Origin of the sequence: Burkholderia paludis, assembly GCF_000732615.1 — a bacterium.
In the GTDB taxonomy this organism is placed as follows: Bacteria; Pseudomonadota; Gammaproteobacteria; order Burkholderiales; family Burkholderiaceae; genus Burkholderia; species Burkholderia paludis.
This window is the reverse complement of record NZ_JPGL01000078.1, coordinates 23341-46010: the sequence shown is the minus strand read 5'-3', so window position 1 is coordinate 46010 and position 22670 is coordinate 23341. Positions and strand designations below refer to the sequence as shown.

Sequence of the window (22670 nt, the reverse complement as noted above, 5' to 3'; positions counted from 1 at the left end):
CTTCTCCAACCGTTGGCTGGGTTGTGTTTGATCTGTTCGCTCATTGGGTCAATACCTCTTACGGTTCGGGGACTGCCTGCTTGCGCGCGGCGGCGGGCCGGCCCGCCGTTGGGGGCCGGCCGCCGCGGCAGGTCACTCCGCTCCCCGGAAAGGAGGGGCGCAGGCGCTGCATGCCGCGGCTTGCGGGTCGTTCGGGCGTCATATTAGCCTAAATTGCTATCTGCTGCGGGTGGCGATAGTAGCCGCTTCGCGAGTAGGGGTACGACGCGGCGTTCGACCGCCGTGCCCTGCAGATGGTGGCCGGCGCGCAATTTACAAGGGGGCGGGTGTCGATGCGATTCGCGCGGCCGGACGCGCGCCGGTTTCTCCCGTGTTTCGCTTTGGTGCGAACAAATTGGTCGCTTTCATCCGGAAGCGGTGATAGAATATGCCGTGACGGGCCTCCTCGCATGGTGGGGCGGTGAACCTGGTCAGGTCGGGAACGAAGCAGCCACAATCGTTTTCCGCCAGTGCCGAGGGTTGGGCTCGTCACCTTCCTTCTCGCCCCGTTCGCCGGGCGTTTTTTATTTCCGCGCCACACTCCGTTTTGCCTGCCTCTTGCCCGTATTCCGCACCGTTTCGCGTGTCGGCGCGACGCAGCGTTACTGATACAATTTCCCGATGACCTATCAAGTTCTCGCACGCAAGTGGCGTCCGAAGGATTTCGCTTCGCTCGTCGGCCAGGAGCACGTCGTCAGGGCGCTCACGCACGCGCTCGACGGCGGGCGTCTCCATCACGCCTATCTGTTTACCGGAACCCGCGGTGTCGGCAAGACGACGCTGTCGCGGATCTTCGCCAAGGCGCTCAACTGTGAAACCGGCATCACGTCGCAGCCTTGCGGCGTGTGTCGCGCCTGTCGAGAGATCGACGAAGGGCGCTTCGTCGATTACGTCGAGATGGATGCCGCGAGTAATCGCGGCGTCGATGAAATGGCGGCGCTGCTCGAGCGCGCGGTGTATGCGCCCGTCGATGCGCGCTTCAAGGTCTACATGATCGACGAAGTGCACATGCTGACGAATCATGCGTTCAACGCGATGCTGAAGACGCTCGAAGAGCCGCCGCCGCACGTCAAGTTCATTCTCGCGACGACCGATCCGCAGAAGATTCCCGTCACCGTGCTGTCGCGCTGCCTGCAGTTCAACCTGAAACAGATGCCGGCCGGGCACATCGTGTCGCATCTCGAACGGATCCTGGGCGAAGAGCGGATCGCGTTCGAGCCGCAGGCGCTGCGCCTGCTCGCCCGGGCCGCTCAGGGCAGCATGCGCGACGCGTTGTCGCTGACCGACCAGGCGATCGCCTATTCGGCGAACGAAGTGACCGAATCGGCCGTGTCCGGCATGCTCGGCGCGCTCGACCAGACTTACATGGTGCGTCTGCTCGATGCGCTCGCGGCCGGCAGCGGCCCGGAAATCCTCGCGATCGCCGACGAGATGTCGCTGCGCAGCCTGTCGTTCTCGACCGCGCTGCAGGATCTTGCCAGCCTGCTGCACCGGATCGCGTGGGCGCAGTTCGCGCCGGGTTCGGTGCTCGACGAATGGCCGGAAGCGTCCGATCTGCGCCGCTTCGCGGAGACGCTGAGCCCCGAGCAGGTCCAGTTGTTCTATCAGATTGCGACGGTCGGGCGCGCAGAGCTCGGCCTGGCGCCGGACGAGTACGCCGGTTTCACGATGACGCTGCTGCGGATGCTCGCGTTCGAGCCGGCCGTTGCCGCCGGCGGTGCGCCGGTCGGCCAGCCGTCCGTGCCGCGTGCGGTGCCCGGCCCGCGCGTTGCGGCGGCACCGGCCGCCGTGGCGAAACCGGCGCCGGCCGACGCGGTGCGGCCGCAGGCTGCGGCCCCGGCGGCGCCCGTTGCTCCGGTGGCGCGCCCGGCGCCGACGCCGGATAGCGATGAAACGGGGCGTCCGGCCGTGAAGCCGGTCGTCGCCGAGGCATCCGCGCCGGCTCCGGTGGACGCGCACGTTATCGAAACGCCGCAACCGAAGGTGGTTGCGGCGGTGCAGGCGACGCCTGCCGGCGATCCTCCGGCACTCGCCCGTGAAGAATCCGCCCACGCTGAACCCGGGCCGCCTGTCGCCGTCGAGCAGCGAAGCGACGAACCTGCCGCGCCGTCCGATCCGGCGCCGCGCGCGGCGTCGCCCGAGCCTGCCGCGCGTCCCGCAGCACGCTCCGGCGGCGCTGCCGCCGCGCTCGACGTGCTGCGCAATGCGGGGATGCGCGTGTCGTCCGACCGCGGGCGCGCTAGCGCCGCCGCGAAGCCGGCCGCCGAGAAGCCGGTCGCGCCGCGCCCCGCGGTACCGGTGCCCGCGCCGCGCGCGGCCGCCCGTGCGCCGCAGGCGGCCGATTCACGTCAGGCCTCGCCGCCGTGGGAAGACATTCCGCCGGACGACTACGTGCCGCTCAGCGCCGACGAGATGTTCGGCGGGCCGCCCGACGACGGCTTCGTGCCCGTGTTCGACAGCGGTCCCGACGACGGGCGCGTGACGTCGATGCCGGCGGAAACCCGCCCGGCCGCGCCGGTCGACACGCGTCCGTTGCCGCCCGCGATCGCGCTCGACCCGGTCGGCTTCGACGGCGAATGGCCCGCGCTGGCCGCGCGGCTGCCGCTCAAGGGCGTCGCATACCAGCTCGCATTCAACAGCGAACTGACAGCCGTCGATGCGACGACGCTGAAACTTTCCGTGCCGGTGCCGCAGTATGCGGACGCCGCGCAGGTGGCGAAGCTGAAGGCCGCGCTGGCCGATGCGCTCGGCAAGCCGATCGAGGTGGCGGTCGAGGTCGGGCCTGCCCGGCGCACGGCGGCGGCGCTCGATGCGGCGGCACGTGCGGCACGCCAGCGTGAGGCCGAGCAGGAGATTCACGGCGATCCGTTCGTCCGGCAGCTCGTGCGCGACTTCGGTGCGCGCATCGTCGAGGGGTCGGTGCGCCCGCTCGCCGATCCGGCGTCGGACGGTTCGTCGCCGACACTGCATTGAACCGACCGCACCGCGACAGGCACAATCACGCCCGCACACTTTGGCCGGCACGCGCCGCGTGCCGGTTTTCACACGATCAAGAAGGAGTATTCCCATGTTGAAAGGCAACCTCGCCGGATTGATGAAGCAAGCGCAGCAAATGCAGGAAAACATGAAGAAGATGCAGGAGCAGCTTGCGCTGATCGAGGTAGAAGGGCAGTCGGGGGCGGGCCTCGTCAAGGTGACGATGACGTGCCGTAACGAAGTGCGCCGCGTGTCGATCGACCCGAGCCTGCTCGCGGACGACAAGGACATGCTCGAGGATCTCGTCGCGGCAGCGTTCAACGACGCCGTGCGCAAGGCCGAAGCGACGTCGCAGGAAAAGATGAGCGGCATGACGTCGGGCCTGCCGCTGCCCCCGGGCTTCAAGCTGCCGTTCTGAGCGCGGCGCACGTGCCACTCCTTGCTGCCGTATGAAACAGCCGTCCGCCCTGTCCGCTCTCGTCGAAGCACTGCGCGTGCTGCCCGGCGTCGGGCCGAAATCCGCCCAGCGCATGGCGGTCCACCTGATGCAGCACGACCGGGAGGGCGCGGAGAAGCTCGGCCGGTCGCTGCTGTTCGCGACCGAGCACCTGCAGCACTGCGAAAAGTGCAACACGTTCACCGAAGCGCAGATCTGCGAGGTCTGCAGCGACGAGGAGCGTGATCCGACGCTGCTGTGCGTCGTCGAGACGCCGGCCGACCAGATCATGCTCGAGCAGACGATGACGTACCGCGGGCTGTATTTCGTGCTGATGGGGCGGTTGAGCCCGCTCGACGGCATCGGCCCGAAGGAAATCCATTTCGACCGCCTCGTGCGGCGCGCGTCCGACGGGGTCGTCAAGGAGGTCGTGCTCGCGACCAACTTCACGAACGAGGGCGAGGCAACCGCGCATTACCTCGGCCAGACGCTGAAGGCGCGCGGGCTGGCCGTCACGCGCCTCGCGCGCGGCGTGCCGGTGGGCGGCGAGCTCGAATACGTCGACGCGGGCACCATCGCCCGCGCGATGCTCGACCGCCGCACGATGTAAGCCGGGCGCCGCCGGCAGGCGGCGCCGTTCCTCATGCCAGGGAGACACATGAGCACCAGCCAGGGCCCGCTCGCGGGCGTCAAAGTGCTCGAATTCGGAACGCTGATCGCGGGGCCGTTCGCGTCGCGGCTGTTCGCCGAATTCGGCGCGGAAGTGATCAAGATCGAGGATCCGAACGGCGGCGACCCGCTGCGCAAGTGGCGCAAGCTCCATCCGGAGCAGGGCGGCACGTCGCTGTGGTGGTCCGTCCAGGCGCGCAACAAGAAATCGGTCACCCTCAACCTGAAAGCCGACGCCGGCAAGGCGATCGCGCGGCAGCTTGCGCGCGAGGCCGACATCGTGATCGAGAATTTCCGTCCGGGCCTGCTCGAGAAGCTCGGGCTCGGCTACGACGTGCTGTCGGCCGAGAATCCGGGCCTCGTGATGGTGCGTCTGTCCGGCTACGGGCAGACGGGCCCGTACCGCGACCGGCCCGGTTTCGGCGCGATCGCCGAATCGATGGGCGGGCTGCGCCACATCACCGGCTATCCCGACTTGCCGCCGCCGCGCATCGGCATCTCGATCGGCGATTCGATCGCGGCGCTGCACGGCGTGATCGGCGCGCTGATGGCGCTCCATCACCGCAAGGTCAACGGCGGGGCGGGCCAGGTGGTCGACGTCGCACTGTACGAGGCCGTCTTCAACATGATGGAAAGCGTGGTGCCCGAGTACGGCGTGTACGGGATGGTGCGCGAGCGCACCGGCGCGTCGCTGCCGGGCATCGTGCCGTCGAATACCTACGCGTGCCGCGACGGCAGCGTCGTGATCGGCGGCAACAGCGACCCGATCTTCAAGCGGCTGATGAAGGCGATCGAACGCGACGACCTCGCCGACGATCCCGCGCTCGCGCAAAACGACGGGCGCGTACCGCGGACCCGGGAGATCGACGACGCGATCGCCGCGTGGCTCGCGCCGCGCACGATCGACGAAGCGCTCGCCGTGCTCAATGCGGCCGACGTGCCGGCCGGGCGGATCTACAGCGCCGCCGACATGTTCACGGATCCGCAGTTCGTCGCGCGGCAGATGATCCAGCGCTTCAAGCTGGCCGACGGCACCGATATCCCGCTGCCGAACGTGACGCCGAAGCTGTCCGATACGCCGGGCGAGACGCGCTGGCTCGGGCCCGAACTCGGCGAGCATACGGACGAGGTGCTGCGCGGCCTCGGCTACGACACGCAGGCGATCGCCGCGCTGCGCGACTCGGGCGCGATCTGAGCGCCCGCGGGCACGTTGCGCCGTGCCGGGGCGCCCGACGGAGCCGTCCTCAAAGAGGGCGCTCCGCGGAGCGGAAAACCCGGGGCGGCCCGACACCTTCCTGAGCGCGCGGTACGCCGCCGACGCATGCGGCGGCGCGTCGTGCATGCGGGTGCGCACCTGCCGCCCGCGGCCGCCGGACTGTCGCTCTCGCGCCATCTTTCCTCGGTTACAATCGCCGGATGCGAATCCTACTCAGCAACGACGACGGCTATCTCGCCCCCGGTCTCGCCGCGCTCAGCGAAGCGCTGCGGCCGCTGGCCGAACTCACCGTGATCGCGCCCGAGCAGAACTGCAGCGGCGCGTCGAATTCCCTCACTTTGTCGCGGCCGCTGTCGGTGCAGCGCGCGGCGGGTACGGGTTTCTTCTACGTGAACGGCACGCCGACCGATTCGGTGCACGTCGCGTTGACGGGGATGGCCGATGCCAGGCCGGACCTCGTCGTTTCCGGGATCAACAACGGCCAGAACATGGGCGAAGACACGCTCTATTCGGGGACGGTCGCCGCCGCCACCGAAGGCATCATGTTCGGCGTGCCGGCCGTCGCATTCTCGCTGGTCGACAAGGGCTGGGCCCATCTGGCGGATGCCGCGCGCGTCGCCGCGGAAATCGTCGAGCACTACCTCGCGCATCCGCTGCCGGGCCAGCCGCTGCTGAACGTCAATATTCCGAACCTGCCTTACGGCGAGCTGAAAGGCTGGAAAGTCACGCGCCTCGGCAAGCGTCATCCGTCGCAGCCGGTGATTCGCCAGACCGACCCGCGCGGCGAACCGATCTACTGGATCGGCGCGGCGGGGGCGGCGCTGGATGCGAGCGACGGCACCGATTTCCACGCGGTGGCAAACGGTTTCGTGTCGATCACGCCGCTGCAGCTCGATCTCACGCATACGGAGATGTTGCCAGCGACACGCGAATGGGCGCGCGCCGGAGGACGGGTTTCATGAGCGGCGAGCGCGCGAAGCGGTTCCCGCTCGCGCTCGAAGATCTCAAGCGAGCGCCGCGGAAGTCGGAGCGGCGTGCCGGCGAGCGCCATGCGGCGGTCGCGGCGCCGAAGGCCGCCGACAAGCCCGCGGCCGTGCTGAAACCGGTTGCGGTGAAGCCCGTCGCGGTGCGAACGGCGCCGCCCGGTTCCGCCGGCGCGAAGCCCGCGACCGCACCGAAGCCGACCGCGCTGAAGCCCGCATTGCCGAAGCCGGCTGCGCCGAACGTCGCGCAGGCCGGCGCGTTCGCGCTCACGTCGGAACGCGTGCGCGAACGGATGGTCGAACGGCTGCGTGCGAACGGCGTGACCGATGCGCGCGTGCTGGAAGCGATGGCCGCCGTGCCGCGCCACCTGTTCGTGGATCCGGGGCTCGCAACGCAGGCCTATGAGGATTCCGCGTTGCCGATCGGCCACCAGCAGACCATTTCAAAACCGTCGGTTGTTGCGCGCATGATCGAGCTCGCGATGGCCGGCCGTACGCTCGAGCGCGTGCTCGAGATCGGCACGGGTTGCGGCTATCAGGCCGCCGTGCTGAGCCACGTGGCACGCGACGTGTATTCGATTGAACGCATCAAGCCGCTCTACGAGCGCGCGAAGCTGAACCTGCGGCCGCTGCGCGTGCCGAACATCCGTCTGCACTACGGCGACGGGCGTGTCGGCCTGCCGTCCGCCGCCCCGTTCGACGCGATCGTGATCGCGGCGGCGGGGCTCGACGTGCCGCAGGCGCTGCTCGAGCAGCTCGCGATCGGCGGGCGGCTCGTCGCGCCGGTCGGCGCGCAGAGCGGGCAGCACCAGGTGCTCACGCTCGTCGAGCGCGTCGCGCACGCGCAATGGCGGGAGTCGCGGCTTGATCGCGTTTTCTTTGTCCCTTTAAAATCCGGAGTAATTTGAAACCGATGAGTATGTTGCGCGCGATGCAAAACAACCGTTCCAGGGAACCGCTCACGCTCGCCCAGCGCGCGATCTGTGTAGCCGCGTTCTCCACGCTACTGGCCGCCTGTGCGACGCGGCTCGACAACGCGCCCGTCGTCGATCGCTCCGGTTCGCTCGGCACGACCGCCGCCGCGCAACCCGCGGCACCGCTTCCGCCGGCGCCGCCGGGTTACTACCGGGTGAAGCCGGGCGACACGCTGTACCGGATCGCACTCGAAAACGGGCAGAACTATCGCGACATCGCCGCGTGGAACAACCTGGCGAACCCGAACCAGATCGAAGTCGACCAGCTGCTGCGCGTTTCGCCGCAAGCCGGCGCCGCGGTTGCCGGCACGCAGGTCGCCGCACCGATCGGCGCCGCCGCCGTGGCCACCGCGCCGCTCAGCAGCGGCCCGGCGACGCCGGCCGCCGGCACGTCGTCCGCAGCCGTGACGCCGCCTGCCGCGGCAGCCGCCTCGAGCGATACGGCAGCCGCGCCGAGCGGCCCCGTGACGTTCGCGTGGCCCGCGCGCGGCCCCGTGCTGAACGGGTTCGACGATGCGAAAAACAAGGGCGTCAATATCGGCGGCACGGCCGGCGAAGCCGTGAAGGCGGCGGCCGACGGCCGCGTCGTCTACTCCGGCAACGGGCTGCGCGGCTACGGCAACCTCATTATCATCAAGCACGATGCAACTTACCTCACGGCATATGCACACAATCGCGCTTTGATGGTAAAAGAGGGGGACGCGGTAACGAAGGGGCAGAAGATCGCCGAGATGGGGAACAGCGATTCCGACCGCGTGATGCTGCATTTCGAGGTTCGCCGGCAGGGTAAACCTGTCGATCCGCTGAAGTATTTGCCGCCTCAATAACCGAGACGACCATGCCGAAATCGAAGCGCCACGAGCCGCAAGCCGAATCTGAGAAGATCAGTCGTGCCACGCAAGCATCGGTGGGGCGAGAGGGTGCTTCGACGGAAGACGACGATGACGTCGCGGAAAACGAACGCGATATCGAGGCGCGCGACGCCGAGGCGGACGGCGGTGACGACGAGCGGGAAGGGCGCTCCGAAGCAGCGCCCGATGTCGACGATTTCCGCACGCTGCTGCAGGCCGAACTCACGGCCGACACGATCCAGCATTACCTGAACCGCATCAGCGTGAAGCCGCTGCTGACCGTCGAGGAAGAGCAGCGCTATTCCCGGCTCGCGAAGGCCGGCGAATTCGAGGCGCGGCAGGTGATGATCGAGCGCAACCTGCGTCTCGTCGTCAGCATCGCCAAGGGGTATCTGAACCGCGGCGTGCCGCTGCTCGACCTGATCGAGGAGGGCAATCTCGGCCTGATGCACGCGATCGAGAAATTCGACCCGACGCGCGGCTTCCGTTTCTCGACCTACGCGACGTGGTGGATCCGGCAGAGCATCGAGCGGGCGATCATGAACCAGGCCCGTACGGTGCGCCTGCCCGTGCACGTGATCCGCGAACTGAACCAGGTGCTGCGCGCGAAGCGCCATCTCGAAAAAAATTCGATGTCGACGGGCGAGGCGGCCGAACGCCGCGAAGCCAGCATCGACGACATCGCCTATCTCACCGGCAAGACCGCCGAGGAAGTCACCGATATCCTCGCGCTCAACGAGCACACGGCGTCGCTCGATGCGCCGCTCGACCTCGATCCCGCGAGCAGCCTGCTCGACCTGCTGCCCGACGACCAGAGCCAGTCGCCCGACGCCGAGGTCCAGCACCGCGAGCTCGAGACGCTGACGCGTGCATGGCTGTCGCGGCTGTCCGACAAGCATCGGCACGTGATCGAGCGCCGCTTCGGCCTGAACCACATCGAACCGGCGACGCTCGAGGAGCTGGCCGACGAGATGGGGCTCACGCGTGAGCGCGTGCGCCAGATCCAGCAGGAAGCGCTGGTGCGCCTCAAGCGGTTCTTCGCCTCCAACGGCGTGCGCAAGGACGCCGTTCTGTAACCGATGACTCCGATTCTTGTTTTTGACATCGAGACGATTCCCGATGTCGACGGCATTCGCCGTCTGGAAGACCTGCCCGCGACGCTCGACGACGCCGCAGTAGCCGAGCACGCGTTTGCCGCGCGCCGCGAGAAGACCGGCGGCGATTTCCTGCCGCACCACCTGCAGCGCATCGCGGCGATCTCGTGCGTGTTCCGCGACAACAACGGTTTTCGCGTGCGCTCGCTCGGCACGCCGCAGGACAACGAAGCGACGCTGATTCAGTCGTTCTACCGCGTGATCGAGAAATACACGCCGCAGCTCGTCTCGTGGAACGGCGGCGGTTTCGATCTGCCGGTGCTCCATTACCGCGCGCTCGTGCACGGCATTCCCGCGACCCGCTACTGGGATCTCGGCGAGGACGACCGCGAATTCAAGTGGAACAACTACATCTCGCGCTATCACTCGCGGCATACCGACCTGATGGACGTGCTGGCGATGTATCAGGCGCGCGCGAATGCGCCGCTCGACGCGCTCGCGAAGATGTGCGGCTTCCCCGGCAAGCTCGGGATGGACGGCAGCCAGGTGTGGCCTGCGTTCCAGGGCGGGCGGATCGAGGAAATCCGCAACTATTGCGAAACCGACGTCGTCAATACCTACCTGCTGTATTGCCGATTCCAGCTGATGCGCGGCGGCCTGACCCCGAGCGAATACGCGGACGAGATCCTGCTGGTGAAGAACTCGCTTGCCCAGGAACTCGCGCCGCACTGGGCCGAGTACCTCGCCGCGTTCGAAGCGTAACGCGGGCCGGTCGCGTCGGCATCGGCGCGATCAGGCGAGTTCGAGCAGTATCGGCTGGTGATCCGACGCGCGCACGTCGCCGTCGATTTCGCAGCGCATCACGCGCGGCAGCAGCGTCTCGGTGACGAACACGAAGTCGCACGCGAGCGGCCCCTCCGTCCATTGCGCCGTGTCGTGGACGCCGGCCGTCGGCGGCGGCTGGTGGCCGGGGTGCCGCGCAAGCCAGGCGTCGACGAAACTCGGCGCATCCGCGATCGGCTCCAGGAGGCGGCGGTAGGCTTCGCTGCCGAACGCGCTGTTGAAGTCGCCGCAGACGATCGCGTCGCGCGGCTGGCCGGTCGCGCTGAAGGGCCCCTCGGCGGTTTCGGCGGGCGCCGGTCGGGCTGCGTGTGCGCAGGCCTCGCGATGCCGGTTGCGCAGTGCATCGACCTGTGCGAGCCGCTGGCGCGCCGAATAATATTCCAGGTGGGTAGTGACCACGCGCAGCGCGCCGAAGGGCGCCTGCAACTCGACGTCGAGCGCGACGCGCGGCATCGACGGCACGCCGGCATCGGCCGGCCACGGCAGCAACTGGCGCAGTACGCGCCCGACCGGCAGCCGGGTCGCGATGGCATTGCCGAACTGGCGGCGCGGCGCACCCGTTTCGACGGGCGGCAGGTCGGCGCCGATCGCTTCGACGATCGTATGGCCGGGCAGCAGCGCCGCCAGCTCGGCGAACTGGTCGGGGCCGGGCCGCCCGGGCAGCGAGCCGAAGCCGCGCGTGACCTCCTGCAGGCACAGTACGTCGAAGTCGCCGAGCCGGCGGATGGCCGCGACGGTGCGTGGAAGGTCGACGACGCCGTCCGCGTTCCGGCCCCATTGGATATTCCAGTCGATCAGTTGCATGGTCGTATCTCCTGCCGGGCGCATGCCGGGCCGGGGAGGCGGTCGGCTCCACGGTTCGCCCGGTTGCGGGGCGCCGGTTCGCCCGTTCCGGCGCGTTGCGGGGCCGTGCGGGCTCGCGTATCGACGCTTGCGCCATGCAAAGCGGGCGATGCGGGCCTTCGTCGTCTACAATCTCGCCTTCTTCAACGTTTGTCAGGAAAAGCAGGTGTCCGAAGCCGTCCCCACTTCTGCGCGCAAATCGAAAAACGCGCCCGTCGCGCCCGGGCCCGCCCCGGTTCTCGAGATCGAATCGCTCGACATGGAAGCGCGCGGTGTCGGCCGCACGATCACCGAGGACGGCGAGCCGGGCAAGGTCATCTTCGTCGAGGGCGCGCTGCCGGGCGAGCGCGTGACCTATTCGAGCTACCGCCGCAAGCCGAGCTACGAGCAGGCGACGGTTGTCGACATTCTGCGCCCGAGCGTGATGCGCACGAAGCCGAAATGCGCGTTCTTCGGCACCTGCGGCGGCTGCTCGATGCAGCATCTCGACATGCGCGCGCAGGTGGCGGTCAAGCAGCGCGTGCTTGAGGACAACCTGTGGCATCTGGCGAAGCTGCGGGCGGAAACGATGTTCGCGCCGATCCACGGCCCGTCGTGGGGCTATCGTTATCGTGCGCGGCTGACCGTGCGCAACGTGGCGAAGAAGGGCGGCGTGCTGGTCGGGTTCCACGAAAAGAAGAGCAGCTACGTGGCCGACATGACGAGCTGCGAAGTGCTGCCGCCGCATGTGTCGGCGATGCTGGTGCCGCTGCGCCGGCTCGTCGAGGGGCTGTCGATCCGCGATCGGATGCCGCAGATCGAGCTCGCGGTCGGCTCGGCGGTCACCGCGCTCGTGCTTCGCGTGCTGGAGCCGATCAACGCGGACGACGAAGCGCTGCTGCGCGCGTTCGCGGACGAACACAAGGTGCAATTCTGGCTGCAGCCGAAGGGCCCCGATACGGTGACGCCGTTCTATCCGCTCGACGTGGCGCTCGACTACACGCTGCCGGAGTTCGGCATCCGCATGCCGTTCAAGCCAACCGACTTCACGCAGGTCAATCATCAGATCAATCGCGTGCTGGTGGGCCGGGCACTGCGCCTGCTCGCGCCGTCGCGCGACGATCGCGTGCTCGACCTGTTCTGCGGGATCGGCAACTTCACGCTGCCGCTCGCGCGGCTGTCGCGCGAGGTGATGGGCATCGAGGGCAGCGAGACGCTGACGACGCGCGCGCTGGCGAACGCGCGAGAGAACGGCGTCGACGGCCACACGACGTTCGCATGCCGGAACCTGTTCGAAGTGACGGGCGACGACATCCGCGCGCTGGGCGCATTCGACAAGTTCCTGATCGACCCGCCGCGCGAGGGGGCGCTGGCGGTATCGAAGGCGCTGGCCGAGATCGCGCAGAGCGGCGAGGGCCCGTTGCCGAAGCGCATCGTATACGTGTCGTGCAACCCGTCGACGCTGGCGCGCGACGCGGGCCTGCTCGTGCACGAGGCCGGCTACCGCCTGAAGGGCGCCGGGGTCGTGAACATGTTCCCGAATACATCGCATGTCGAATCGATTGCGCTGTTCGAGCGCGATTGAGCGATGCGGCGGACGTAAAAAAACCGGCCCGAGGGCCGGTTTTTTCATGGGGCGGGGTGCGCGTCAGTTGCGGTTGCCGCCGAAGATGCCGAGCAGCGCGAGCAGGTTCGTGAACACGTTGTACAGGTCGAGGTAGATCGCGAGCGTCGCCGAGATGTAGTTCGTCTCGCCGCCGTTCACGACGCGCTGGACGTCGAACAGCATGTACGCGGAGAAGATCGCGATCGCGAGCACGGAGACGGTGAGCATCAGCGCCGGGAGCTGCAGGAAGATGTTCGCGACCGAGGCCAGCAGGATCACGATCACGCCCATGAACAGCCATTTGCCGAGCCCCGAGAAGTCGCGCTTGCTGACGGTGGCGATCGTCGCCATCGCGGCGAAGATGATGCCGGTGCCGCCGAACGCGAGCATGATCAGCGACGGGCCGTTCGAGAGGCCGAGGATGAAGCTCAGCAGGCGCGACAGCATCAGGCCCATGAAGAACGTGAAGCCGAGCAGCACGAACACGCCGGCCGCGCTGTTCTTGGTCCGCTCGATGGCGAACATGAAACCGAATGCGATCGCGAAGAACGCGAGCAGGCTCATCATCGGGCTGGTGGCCGCGAACAGCGAGAAGCCCGTCGCGACGCCGACCCAGGCGCCCAGCACGGTCGGCACCATCGACAGCGCGAGCAGCCAGTACGTGTTCCGCAGCACGCGGTTGCGAACCTCGGCGGTGCTGACGGAACCGCCGCGGCCGAAATTGTACGGATAGTCGTTCATGGTTTCTCCTAACATTGAACGCATGGGCGTCCGGGGCCGGTTCGGCACACGCGGTGTGCGGCGCAGCAAACCGGAGCAGCTATGGCTAAGATACGTTCCGCGCCGGGAGGTTTCAATGGCCGGACGACGCAAAAACATATGGATTCTGAACCTTTCATGCGTGTAAGGGTTCAATCGCAATGATACACGGGATCGTGCTACAATAGCGGATTCATTTGAACCTGTAACTTCTTAATTTTTTGGAGTTTTTATGGCAATCGAGCGCACCCTGTCGATCATCAAGCCGGATGCGGTGGCAAAGAACGTGATCGGCCAGATCTACAGCCGTTTCGAAGGCGCCGGCCTGAAGATCATCGCATCGCGCATGGCGCACCTGTCGCGTGCCGACGCAGAGAAGTTCTACGCGGTTCACGCAGCACGTCCGTTCTTCAAGGATCTCGTCGATTTCATGATCTCCGGCCCGGTGATGATCCAGGTTCTGGAAGGCGAAGGCGCGATCCTGAAGAACCGCGACCTGATGGGCGCAACGGATCCGAAGAAGGCGGAAAAGGGCACGATCCGTGCCGATTTCGCCGACAGCATCGACGCGAACGCGGTGCACGGCTCGGACGCAGCGGAAACCGCGGCGGTCGAAGTCGCGTTCTTCTTCCCGGAAATGAACGTTTACTCGCGTTAAGCCCTGGCTGACAGCAGGTAGGCAGGATTCAGCGCAAGCGGCAAGGCAGCACATCATGACGAGCGAAACTTCCGTCAATCTTCTCGACTTCGATGCCGAGGGTCTTGTCGCGTACTGCGGCAGCCTCGGCGAGAAGCCGTTCCGCGCCAAGCAGTTGCAGCGCTGGATCCACCAGTACAACGCCGGCGATTTCGACGGCATGACCGATCTCGCGAAGTCCTTGAGGGAAAAACTCAAGGGCCGCGCCTCGATCGGAATGCCCGAGATCGCCAGCGATCACGTTTCCGCCGACGGCACGCGCAAGTGGCTGATCGACGTCGGAAACGGCAATGCGGTCGAAACCGTGTTCATCCCGGAAGAGACGCGCGGCACGCTGTGCGTGTCGTCGCAGGCGGGGTGCGCGGTCAACTGCCGCTTCTGTTCGACGGGCAAGCAGGGTTTTTCCCGCAACCTGTCGACAGCCGAAATCATCGGCCAGCTGCGGATGGCCGAATTTGCGTTGCGCGCGTCGCTGGGTCGCGCGCCCGGCCCCAACGGCAAGGCCGAACGGGTCGTCACCAACGTGGTGATGATGGGCATGGGCGAGCCGCTGCTGAATTACAGCGCGGTCGTGCCCGCGATGCGGCTGATGCTGGACGACAACGCGTACGGCCTGTCGCGCCGCCGCGTCACGCTGTCGACGTCGGGCGTGGTGCCGATGATGGACCGCCTCGGCGCCGAGTTGCCGGTTGCGCTGGCCGTTTCGCTGCACGCGCCGAACGATGCGCTGCGCGACGAGCTGGTGCCGCTCAACAAGAAGTATCCGCTGCGCGAGCTGATGGCGGCATGCCAGCGTTACCTGACGGTCGCGCCGCGCGACTTCATTACGTTCGAATACTGCATGCTGGACGGCGTCAACGACACCGAAGCGCATGCGCGAGAACTGCTGGCCGTCACGCGCGACGTGCCGTGCAAGTTCAACCTGATCCCGTTCAATCCGTTTCCGGAGTCGGGCCTCATCCGCTCGAAGCCGGAGCAGATCAAGCGCTTCGCACAGGTCCTCATCGACGCGGGTGTCGTCACGACCGTGCGCAAGACGCGCGGCGACGATATCGATGCCGCGTGCGGCCAGCTGGCCGGCGCGGTGAAGGATCGCACGCGCCTCGCGGAACGGACGGGCGCAGCAGGGAAAATCATCGAAGTTCGAGCCGTTTGACGGGGTGCCTGGCCGGGGCGCGCCGGGTGCGTCCGGCCTCGGAGGTTCGAACCTTTTGGCGGTACAACACGCGAATAGCGATCGGTCGCGGCGCCTCGGCGTCGCGCATGGTATGGACAGTTGCGGGTGCTGGCCGGCGGGAGCCGGCGGCGGCCGCCAGCAAGAAGAATCGACGCGAGGACAAGGATGAGTGAGCCGCAGCCGTCTAACGGCGCAGAGACGAATGCCGCGAAGCCGGCACCGGCGGGACTGGAATCGCTGGCGGCGGTCGGCAGCCGGCTGGCGCAGCTTCGGGAGACGAAGGGCTGGACGGTCGACGACGTGTCGGCGCGACTCAAGGTCGCACCGCAGAAGCTTCGGGCGCTCGAGGCCGGCGACATCAGCCATTTGCCCGGCGTGACCTTCGCGCTCGGCGTGGTGCGCAGCTACGCGAAGATGCTCGGCGTCGATCCGGAACCGTTCGCGCAGGCGTTGCGCCGCGAGCGCGGGGTGCCGGAGGTCGACCTGTCGATGCCTGCGTCGTCGGGGACGGATCTGCCGCGCGGCCGCGTGTCGATTCCGCTGGGCGGCTCGTCGCGGCACCATCCGTGGCTGTGGGGCACGGCGATCGTCGTCGTCGCGGTGGTTGCCGTACTGATGTGGCACACTGGCGGCGATTCGTCGGGCCTGCTCGCGCGTTTCAGGGGCGGCGACGCGGAACATGCGTCGGCCGCGAGCGCGCCGGTGGCGGCCGCTTCGTCCGGTGACGAGGCAGCCTCGAACGGCGCGTCGGCCGTGGTTGCCAGTGAGGTTCCGGCCCCGGTTGCTGCGTCCGTAGCGCCTGCTCCGGTGGTCGCATCGGCCGTTCCGGCGCCGGCGGCTCCGGTCGCGCCGGCTGCTGCATCGCAGCCTCTCGTGGCAACGACGGCGGCGAGTGCCGCCGCTCCGGCCGAGCCGGCGAGCGTCGCGGTGGCGGCGGGCCAGTCGGTGGTCGAGCTGAAGGTCAAGCAGGATTGCTGGTTCAGCGTGCGCGACAAGAACGGCAAGGAGCTGTTCTCGTCGCTGGTGAAGGCCGGCGAGACGAAGCAGGTTGCCGGCGAAGGGCCGTTCAAGGTCACGATCGGCAACAAGGCAGGCCTCGACGCGGTTGCGTTCGACGGGAAACCTGTCGATCCGGCAAAATATTCGGCAGCGCGGGGTAACGTGGCGCGGTTCACGTTGCCCTGACGTCAAGCGCCATGGCGAAGGCCTGTCGTCGATAACGGCAGGCCGCGACGACACGGCGCTTTTTCAATTCATGCGCCGCGTAGCGGCGTATTCCGCGTAAATGGATCTATCGATGCAATCCGAAGCTCAATCCCCACGCAGCAGTCAGATTTGTTCAACCGAGCCGGTGTTCGGCGGGCATCAGCCGCGCCGCGTATCGCATGCGGTGAATGTCCGCTGGGGCGGGCAGCTCGTGACGATCGGCGGCGACGCGCCGGTGCGCGTGCAGTCGATGACGAATACCGATACGGCCGACGCGATCGGCACGGCAATCCAGATCAAGGAACTCGCGAACGCGGGCTCCGAACTGGTGCGCATCACGGTGAACACGCCCGAGGCAGCGGCCGCCGTGCCGGCGATCCGCGAGCAGCTCGACCGGATGGGAGTGACCGTGCCGCTCGTCGGCGATTTCCACTACAACGGCCACCTGCTGCTGCGCGACTACCCGGGTTGCGCGGAGTCGCTGTCGAAATACCGGATCAATCCCGGCAACGTCGGCCAGGGCGCGAAGCGCGACACGCAGTTCGCGCAGATGATCGAGGCCGCTGCCAGGTACGACAAGCCGGTGCGGATCGGCGTGAACTGGGGCAGCCTCGACCAGGACCTGCTCGCACGCATGATGGACGAGAACGGCGCGCGTGCGCAGCCGTGGGACGCACAGAGCGTGATGTACGAGGCGCTGATCCAGTCGGCGATCGGCTCGGCCGAACGGGCGGTCGAACTGGGTCTCGGCCGTGACCGCATCGTGCTGTCGTGCAAGGTCAGCGGCGTGCAGGACCTGATCGCCGTGTACCGCGAACTCAGCCGCCGCTGCGGTTTCGCGCTGCACCTCGGGCTGACCGAGGCCGGCATGGGCTCGAAGGGCATCGTCGCCTCGACGGCCGCGCTCGGCGTGCTGCTGCAGGAAGGGATCGGCGACACGATCCGCATTTCGCTGACGCCGGAACCGGGCGCGTCGCGCACCGGCGAAGTGATCGTCGGCCAGGAAATCCTCCAGACGATGGGCCTGCGCTCGTTCGCGCCGATGGTGATCGCGTGCCCGGGCTGCGGCCGTACGACGAGCACGCTGTTCCAGGAACTGGCGATGCAGATCCAGACCTACCTGCGCGAGCAGATGCCGGTCTGGCGCAAGGAATATCCGGGCGTCGAGACGATGAACGTCGCGGTGATGGGCTGCATCGTCAACGGCCCGGGCGAATCGAAGCACGCGAACATCGGCATCAGCCTGCCGGGCTCGGGCGAGAACCCGGCTGCCCCCGTCTTCATCGACGGCGAGAAGGTCAAGACGCTGCGCGGCGAGCGGATCGCCGAGGAATTCCAGCAGATCGTCAGCGACTACGTCGTACGCAACTATGGCCGCGCGGAAGCGGCTGCGAACTAATTCGTCCACACACACGATGACTGAACAGAAACGCAAGATCGAGAAGCTCACCGGCGTCAAGGGCATGAACGACATCCTCCCGCAGGATGCCGGCCTCTGGGAGTTCTTCGAAGCCACCGTGAAATCGCTGCTGCGCGCATACGGCTACCAGAACATCCGTACGCCGATCGTCGAGCACACGCAGCTGTTCACGCGCGGCATCGGCGAAGTCACCGACATCGTCGAGAAAGAGATGTACAGCTTCACCGACGCGCTGAACGGTGAGCACCTGACGATGCGTCCGGAGAACACCGCGGCCGTCGTGCGTGCGTCGATCGAGCACAACATGCTGTACGACGGCCCGAAGCGCCTGTGGTACATCGGCCCGATGTTCCGTCACGAGCGTCCGCAGCGCGGCCGCTACCGCCAGTTCCACCAGGTCGGCGTCGAGGCGCTCGGCTTCGCGGGTCCCGATGCGGATGCCGAGATCATCATGATGTGCCAGCGCCTGTGGGACGACCTCGGCCTGACCGGCATCAAGCTCGAGATCAATTCGCTCGGCCTTGCCGAGGAACGTGCCGCGCACCGCGTCGAACTGATCAAGTATCTCGAACAGTTCGCCGACGTGCTCGACGAGGATGCGAAGCGCCGCCTGTATACGAACCCGCTGCGCGTGCTCGACACGAAGAATCCCGCGCTGCAGGAAATCGCGCAGAACGCGCCGAAGCTGATCGACTTCCTCGGCGACGAATCGCGCGCGCACTTCGAAGGGCTGCAACGCCTGCTGCTCGCGAACAACATTCCGTTCAAGATCAACCCGCGTCTCGTGCGCGGCCTCGACTATTACAACCTGACCGTGTTCGAGTGGGTGACCGACAAGCTCGGCGCGCAAGGCACGGTCGCGGCCGGCGGCCGCTACGACCCGCTGATCGAGCAGCTCGGCGGCAAGCCGACCGCCGCATGCGGCTGGGCGATGGGCATCGAGCGCATCCTCGAACTCCTGAAGGAAGAGGATCTCGCGCCCGAGCAGGAAGGCGTGGACGTATACGTCGTGCACCAGGGCGAGACCGCGCGAGAGCAGGCGTTCATCGCGGCCGAGCGCCTGCGCGACACGGGCCTCGACGTGATCTTCCACTGCAGCGCCGACGGCGCGACGGCGAGCTTCAAGTCGCAGATGAAGCGGGCCGATGCGAGCGGCGCCGCGTTCGCGGTGATCTTCGGCGAAGAAGAGATCGCGAACGGCACGGTGGGCGTGAAAGCGCTGCGCGGGACGGGCGACGACGGGGAAAAGAACGTTCAGCAGACCGTACCGGTCGAAAGCTTGACCGAATTCCTAATCAATGCGATGGTTGCATCCGCCGAAGACGGCGACGACTGATCGCGCTGACATCCGCTCGACAAGAAACGCCTGAACAGGAAGGAATCGCTCGCCGATGAGTTATCACGACGAACAAGAATCGATTGAAAGTCTCAAGGCATGGTGGGCCCGCTGGGGCAACCTCACCACGTGGATCGTGCTCGCGGCGCTGGTCGTCGCGGCCGGTTTCAACGGCTGGAACTACTGGCAGCGCCGTCAGGCCGCCGAGGCATCCGGGCTGTACGAGCAGGTCCAGAAGGCCGCCGCCGCGAACGACAAGGTCACGATCGCTCGCGCGGCCGGCGACATGGAAGACAAGTTCGGCAGCACGCCGTATGCGCAGATGAGCGCGCTCGCGGCCGCGAAGACGCTGTACGCGGCCGGCGACACGGCCGGCGCGAAGGCGCAGCTGCAATGGGCCGTCGATCACGCCAAGGATGACGAGTACAAGCAGATCGCGAAGCTGCGTCTCGCGTCGCTGCTGCTCGACGAGAAGGCGTACGATGCGGGCCTCGCGCTGCTGTCCGGTACGCCGCTCGACGCATTCAAGGGCCTCGTGGCCGATCGCCGCGGCGATCTGCTGGCCGCGCAAGGCAAGACCGACGATGCACGCGCCGCTTACAAGCTCGCGCTCGACGGCCTGTCGAAGGACGACCAGTCCGCGCGCCAGCTCGTGCAGTTCAAGCTGGACGCGCTCGGCGGCTGAATCCCGGCCCCCTCAACCTCTTAACTCTGCTTCGCTAACCGATGAATTTGCTGAAACGTTACGCTGTGCCCGTTGCCTGCGCGGCGGCTGTCCTGGCATTGGCGGCCTGCTCGTCGTCGAAGGATGCGCGCCGCGTGCCGACGCCGCTCACCGAGTTCAAGCCCGTGATGGACGTGCAACAGGTCTGGAAGGCGAGTGTCGGCAAGGGCGGACGCTACCTGTTCTCGCCGGTGGCCGTGGGCGACGCCGTCTATGCGGCGGGCGAAAACGGTTCGGTCGAGAAGATCGACGCGAAGACGGGCCAGACGGTCTGGCGCTCGAAGCTCGATTCCGACCTGTCGGCCGGTGTCGGCAGCGACGGCAACCTCACCGCGGTCGGCGCGCTGAAGGGTGGCGTATTCGTGCTGGGCCCGGACGGCAAGCAGCTCTGGAAGACCAGCGTGCAGGGCGAGATCTTCTCGCCGCCGCTCGTCGGCAACGGCCTCGTGGTCGTGCGTACGATCGACGGCCAGGTGATCGCGTTCAATGCGCAGACGGGCGAGCAGAAGTGGAACTACCGCAACCGCGCGGTGCCGTTGAACCTGCGCGTGTCGGCCGGCATGACGTTCGCGGGCGACGCGGCGGTGCTGGCGGGCTTCCCGGGCGGCGGCCTCGTCGCGATCAACGTGCAGACGGGCGAGCCGTTCTGGCAGACGCCGGTGTCGTTCCCGAAGGGCGTGACCGAGGTCGAGCGCATCAACGACGTCAGCGGCCCGCCGACCCTCGTGGGCGCGGAAACCTGCGCGGTGACGTTCCAGGGGCAACTCGGCTGCTTCGACGCGAATTCGGGCCGCCCGCTGTGGGAAAAGTCGTTCTCGAGCCGTAGCGGCCTCGCACAGGACGATTCGGTGGTCGCCGGCGGCGACGACTGGTCGGTCATCACGGCGTACGACGCCGCGTCGGGCAACCAGCTGTGGCGCAACGACAAGCTGAAGAGTCGTGACGTCAGCGTGCCGTACCTGCTCGGGCATGCGGTCGTGATGGGCGATTACAAGGGCTTCGTGCACTTCCTGTCGCGCGAAGACGGCAGCTTCATCGCACGGATGACGACCGACGGCAGCGCGATCACGGCGGCGCCGGTCCTGGCGGGCAATACGCTCGTCGTGCAGACGAAGGACGGCGGCCTGTACGGATTCCGTCCGCGCTGACGCGCAGGAAACATGCGCGGCTGCGGCACGGCGGGCGGGTCCCGCGCGTGCGGGCCGTGCGACATGAAGGCGGCCGGTGTCCCCGGCCGCTCGGTATTTGAAAGGCAGTTCGAGACGAAAGACGACGGCGCGCAACGCGCGCCCGGCGCGCGCATCCGGCGCGGCGCGAATTCGTGATATTTTCATTCAGCGCAGCCGCCCGCAGCAGCGGGCCTCCCGCTGCTGCGCATCACCGTAGAAAACACAGATGAAACCGGTCATTGCCCTCGTTGGGCGCCCCAATGTGGGGAAATCCACGCTGTTCAACCGGCTCACGCGCTCGCGCGATGCGCTGGTCGCCGACTTGCCGGGCCTGACGCGCGATCGCCATTACGGCGAGGGGCGCGTCGGCGAGCGCCCGTACCTGGTCGTCGATACCGGCGGCTTCGAGCCCGTCGCGAAGGACGGCATCCTGCACGAGATGGCGCGCCAGACGCGACAGGCGGTCGAGGAAGCCGACATCGTCGTGTTCATCGTCGACGGCCGCAACGGGCTCGCCCCGCAGGACAAGTCGATCGCCGACTACCTGCGCAAGACCGGCCGGCCGATCTTCCTCGTCGTCAACAAGGCCGAGGGGATGAAGTACACGTCGGTCGCGGCCGACTTCTACGAGCTCGGCCTCGGCGACCCGCGCGCGATCTCGGCCGCGCACGGCGACGGCGTGACCGACATGATCAACGAGGCGCTGGCGGTGGCCTACGCGGATCGTCCCGAGGAAGAGGACGAGAACGACCCGTCGCGCGGCATCAAGATCGCGATCGTCGGCCGCCCGAACGTCGGCAAGTCGACGCTCGTGAACGCGCTGATCGGCGAGGATCGCGTGATCGCGTTCGACATGCCCGGCACGACGCGCGATTCGATCTACGTCGACTTCGAGCGTAACGGCAAGAAATACACGCTGATCGACACGGCCGGCCTGCGGCGTCGCGGCAAGGTGTTCGAGGCGATCGAGAAGTTCTCGGTCGTGAAGACGCTGCAGTCGATCTCCGACGCGAACGTCGTCATTCTGCTGCTGGATGCGCAGCAGGATATTTCCGACCAGGACGCGCACATCGCTGGCTTCGTCGTCGAGCAGGGCCGCGCGCTCGTGATCGGCGTCAACAAGTGGGACGGGCTCGACGAGCATGCGCGCGATCGCGCGAAAGCAGATTTGACCCGCAAGCTGAAGTTCCTCGACTTCGCGAAATCGCACTTCATCTCGGCCGCGAAGAAAACGGGCATCGGCGCGCTGATGCGCTCGGTCGACGACGCCTACGCGGCGGCGATGACGAAGCTGCCGACGCCGAAGCTCACGCGCGCGCTGATCGAGGCCGTCGAGTTCCAGCAGCCGCGCCGTCGCGGCCCGGTGCGTCCGAAGCTGCGCTATGCGCACCAGGGCGGCCAGAATCCGCCGATCATCGTCATCCACGGCAACGCACTCGACGCCGTGACGGAAACGTACAAGCGCTACCTGGAAAACCGGTTCCGCGAAACTTTCTCGCTGACCGGGACTCCATTGCGCATAGAGTTCCGTTCGTCGAACAACCCGTACGCGGACAAGGGCTGACGCGCCTGCCGCACGCGCCCCGCAACGTATAGGCCGCAAGGCCTGCGTGCCGGGCGGGGCAGGCAAAATCGGCTATAGTGTAGCGATTGGCGCCGGATCTCTTTTTCTT

At 67.2% G+C, this 22670-nt stretch carries 20 protein-coding genes and 1 other RNA gene; 19 read left to right on the top strand and 2 right to left on the bottom strand.

The window, feature by feature from the left end; translation table 11 throughout:
* Positions 1-434 precede the first annotated feature (434 nt).
* The 10 genes from ffs (at position 435) to GQ56_RS0134440 (ending at position 10000) form a co-directional block, all read left to right on the top strand.
* An RNA gene (ffs, locus tag GQ56_RS40425) (signal recognition particle sRNA small type) lies at positions 435-533 on the top strand.
* Between the two features lie 127 nt (positions 534-660).
* Positions 661-3012 carry a DNA polymerase III subunit gamma/tau gene (locus tag GQ56_RS0134480; RefSeq protein ID WP_031402979.1) on the top strand — a complete coding sequence of 784 codons (2352 nt, stop codon included), beginning with the start codon at positions 661-663 and terminating at the stop codon, positions 3010-3012.
* Positions 3013-3106: 94 nt separating this feature from the next.
* Positions 3107-3433, top strand: a complete 327-nt coding sequence (locus GQ56_RS0134475) for a YbaB/EbfC family nucleoid-associated protein (protein WP_006482124.1) — start codon at positions 3107-3109, stop codon at positions 3431-3433.
* Between the two features lie 31 nt (positions 3434-3464).
* Entirely contained in the window at positions 3465-4061 is a 597-nt protein-coding gene (gene recR / locus GQ56_RS0134470) for a recombination mediator RecR (protein ID WP_031402978.1), read from the top strand.
* Between the two features lie 48 nt (positions 4062-4109).
* Complete coding sequence (locus tag GQ56_RS0134465) at positions 4110-5315, top strand: CaiB/BaiF CoA transferase family protein (protein ID WP_031402977.1); 1206 nt, start codon at positions 4110-4112, stop codon at positions 5313-5315.
* Between the two features lie 221 nt (positions 5316-5536).
* On the top strand, positions 5537-6298 hold the full coding sequence (surE, locus tag GQ56_RS0134460; protein ID WP_031402976.1) for a 5'/3'-nucleotidase SurE: 762 nt from the start codon (positions 5537-5539) through the stop codon (positions 6296-6298).
* Positions 6295-7227 (top strand): protein-L-isoaspartate(D-aspartate) O-methyltransferase, encoded by a 933-nt coding sequence (locus GQ56_RS0134455; protein WP_031402975.1) that lies wholly within the window; start codon positions 6295-6297, stop codon positions 7225-7227. Before surE ends, GQ56_RS0134455 begins: the two co-directional genes overlap by 4 nt.
* Before the next feature lie 5 nt (positions 7228-7232).
* A complete protein-coding gene (locus GQ56_RS0134450; protein ID WP_031402974.1) occupies positions 7233-8120 on the top strand; it encodes a peptidoglycan DD-metalloendopeptidase family protein in 888 nt (295 codons plus the stop codon).
* 11 nt (positions 8121-8131) lie between these two features.
* Positions 8132-9220 (top strand): RNA polymerase sigma factor RpoS, encoded by a 1089-nt coding sequence (rpoS, locus tag GQ56_RS0134445; RefSeq protein ID WP_031402973.1) that lies wholly within the window; start codon positions 8132-8134, stop codon positions 9218-9220.
* A 3-nt stretch (positions 9221-9223) separates the two neighbouring features.
* Entirely contained in the window at positions 9224-10000 is a 777-nt protein-coding gene (locus GQ56_RS0134440; RefSeq protein WP_031402972.1) for a 3'-5' exonuclease, read from the top strand.
* A 30-nt stretch (positions 10001-10030) separates the two neighbouring features.
* On the opposite strand, the gene GQ56_RS0134435 is transcribed toward GQ56_RS0134440, so the two are convergent.
* Positions 10031-10885: an endonuclease/exonuclease/phosphatase family protein gene (locus tag GQ56_RS0134435; protein ID WP_031402971.1), complete on the bottom strand. Its 855-nt coding sequence runs from the start codon at positions 10883-10885 to the stop codon at positions 10031-10033.
* Positions 10886-11090: 205 nt separating this feature from the next.
* On the opposite strand from GQ56_RS0134435, the gene rlmD reads away from it, so the two are divergent.
* On the top strand, positions 11091-12488 hold the full coding sequence (rlmD, locus tag GQ56_RS0134430) for a 23S rRNA (uracil(1939)-C(5))-methyltransferase RlmD (protein ID WP_081895013.1): 1398 nt from the start codon (positions 11091-11093) through the stop codon (positions 12486-12488).
* A 63-nt stretch (positions 12489-12551) separates the two neighbouring features.
* Here the strand turns inward: rlmD and GQ56_RS0134425 are convergent, their stop codons facing one another.
* The gene (locus tag GQ56_RS0134425; protein WP_031402969.1) at positions 12552-13250 is read right to left on the bottom strand and encodes a Bax inhibitor-1/YccA family protein; all 699 of its coding nucleotides are present in this window, start codon (positions 13248-13250) and stop codon (positions 12552-12554) included.
* A 250-nt stretch (positions 13251-13500) separates the two neighbouring features.
* Here GQ56_RS0134425 and ndk point away from each other — a divergent pair, with 250 nt between their 5' ends.
* The 8 genes from ndk to der all read left to right on the top strand — a co-directional run bounded on the left by ndk (position 13501) and on the right by der (position 22561).
* Positions 13501-13926, top strand: a complete 426-nt coding sequence (ndk, locus tag GQ56_RS0134420) for a nucleoside-diphosphate kinase (RefSeq protein WP_017332230.1) — start codon at positions 13501-13503, stop codon at positions 13924-13926.
* A gap of 55 nt (positions 13927-13981) precedes the next feature.
* On the top strand, positions 13982-15121 hold the full coding sequence (gene rlmN / locus GQ56_RS0134415; RefSeq protein WP_031402968.1) for a 23S rRNA (adenine(2503)-C(2))-methyltransferase RlmN: 1140 nt from the start codon (positions 13982-13984) through the stop codon (positions 15119-15121).
* 186 nt (positions 15122-15307) lie between these two features.
* On the top strand, positions 15308-16327 hold the full coding sequence (locus GQ56_RS0134410) for a helix-turn-helix domain-containing protein (RefSeq protein WP_031402967.1): 1020 nt from the start codon (positions 15308-15310) through the stop codon (positions 16325-16327).
* Positions 16328-16439: 112 nt separating this feature from the next.
* Positions 16440-17747 (top strand): flavodoxin-dependent (E)-4-hydroxy-3-methylbut-2-enyl-diphosphate synthase, encoded by a 1308-nt coding sequence (gene ispG / locus GQ56_RS0134405; protein ID WP_031402966.1) that lies wholly within the window; start codon positions 16440-16442, stop codon positions 17745-17747.
* Between the two features lie 16 nt (positions 17748-17763).
* The gene (hisS, locus tag GQ56_RS0134400; RefSeq protein WP_031402965.1) at positions 17764-19104 is read left to right on the top strand and encodes a histidine--tRNA ligase; all 1341 of its coding nucleotides are present in this window, start codon (positions 17764-17766) and stop codon (positions 19102-19104) included.
* Positions 19105-19159: 55 nt separating this feature from the next.
* Complete coding sequence (locus GQ56_RS0134395; RefSeq protein ID WP_031402964.1) at positions 19160-19789, top strand: tetratricopeptide repeat protein; 630 nt, start codon at positions 19160-19162, stop codon at positions 19787-19789.
* A 41-nt stretch (positions 19790-19830) separates the two neighbouring features.
* A complete protein-coding gene (gene bamB / locus GQ56_RS0134390) occupies positions 19831-20976 on the top strand; it encodes an outer membrane protein assembly factor BamB (RefSeq protein ID WP_031402963.1) in 1146 nt (381 codons plus the stop codon).
* A gap of 247 nt (positions 20977-21223) precedes the next feature.
* Positions 21224-22561 carry a ribosome biogenesis GTPase Der gene (der, locus tag GQ56_RS0134380; protein WP_031402962.1) on the top strand — a complete coding sequence of 446 codons (1338 nt, stop codon included), beginning with the start codon at positions 21224-21226 and terminating at the stop codon, positions 22559-22561.
* The last annotated feature ends 109 nt before the right edge of the window (positions 22562-22670 follow it).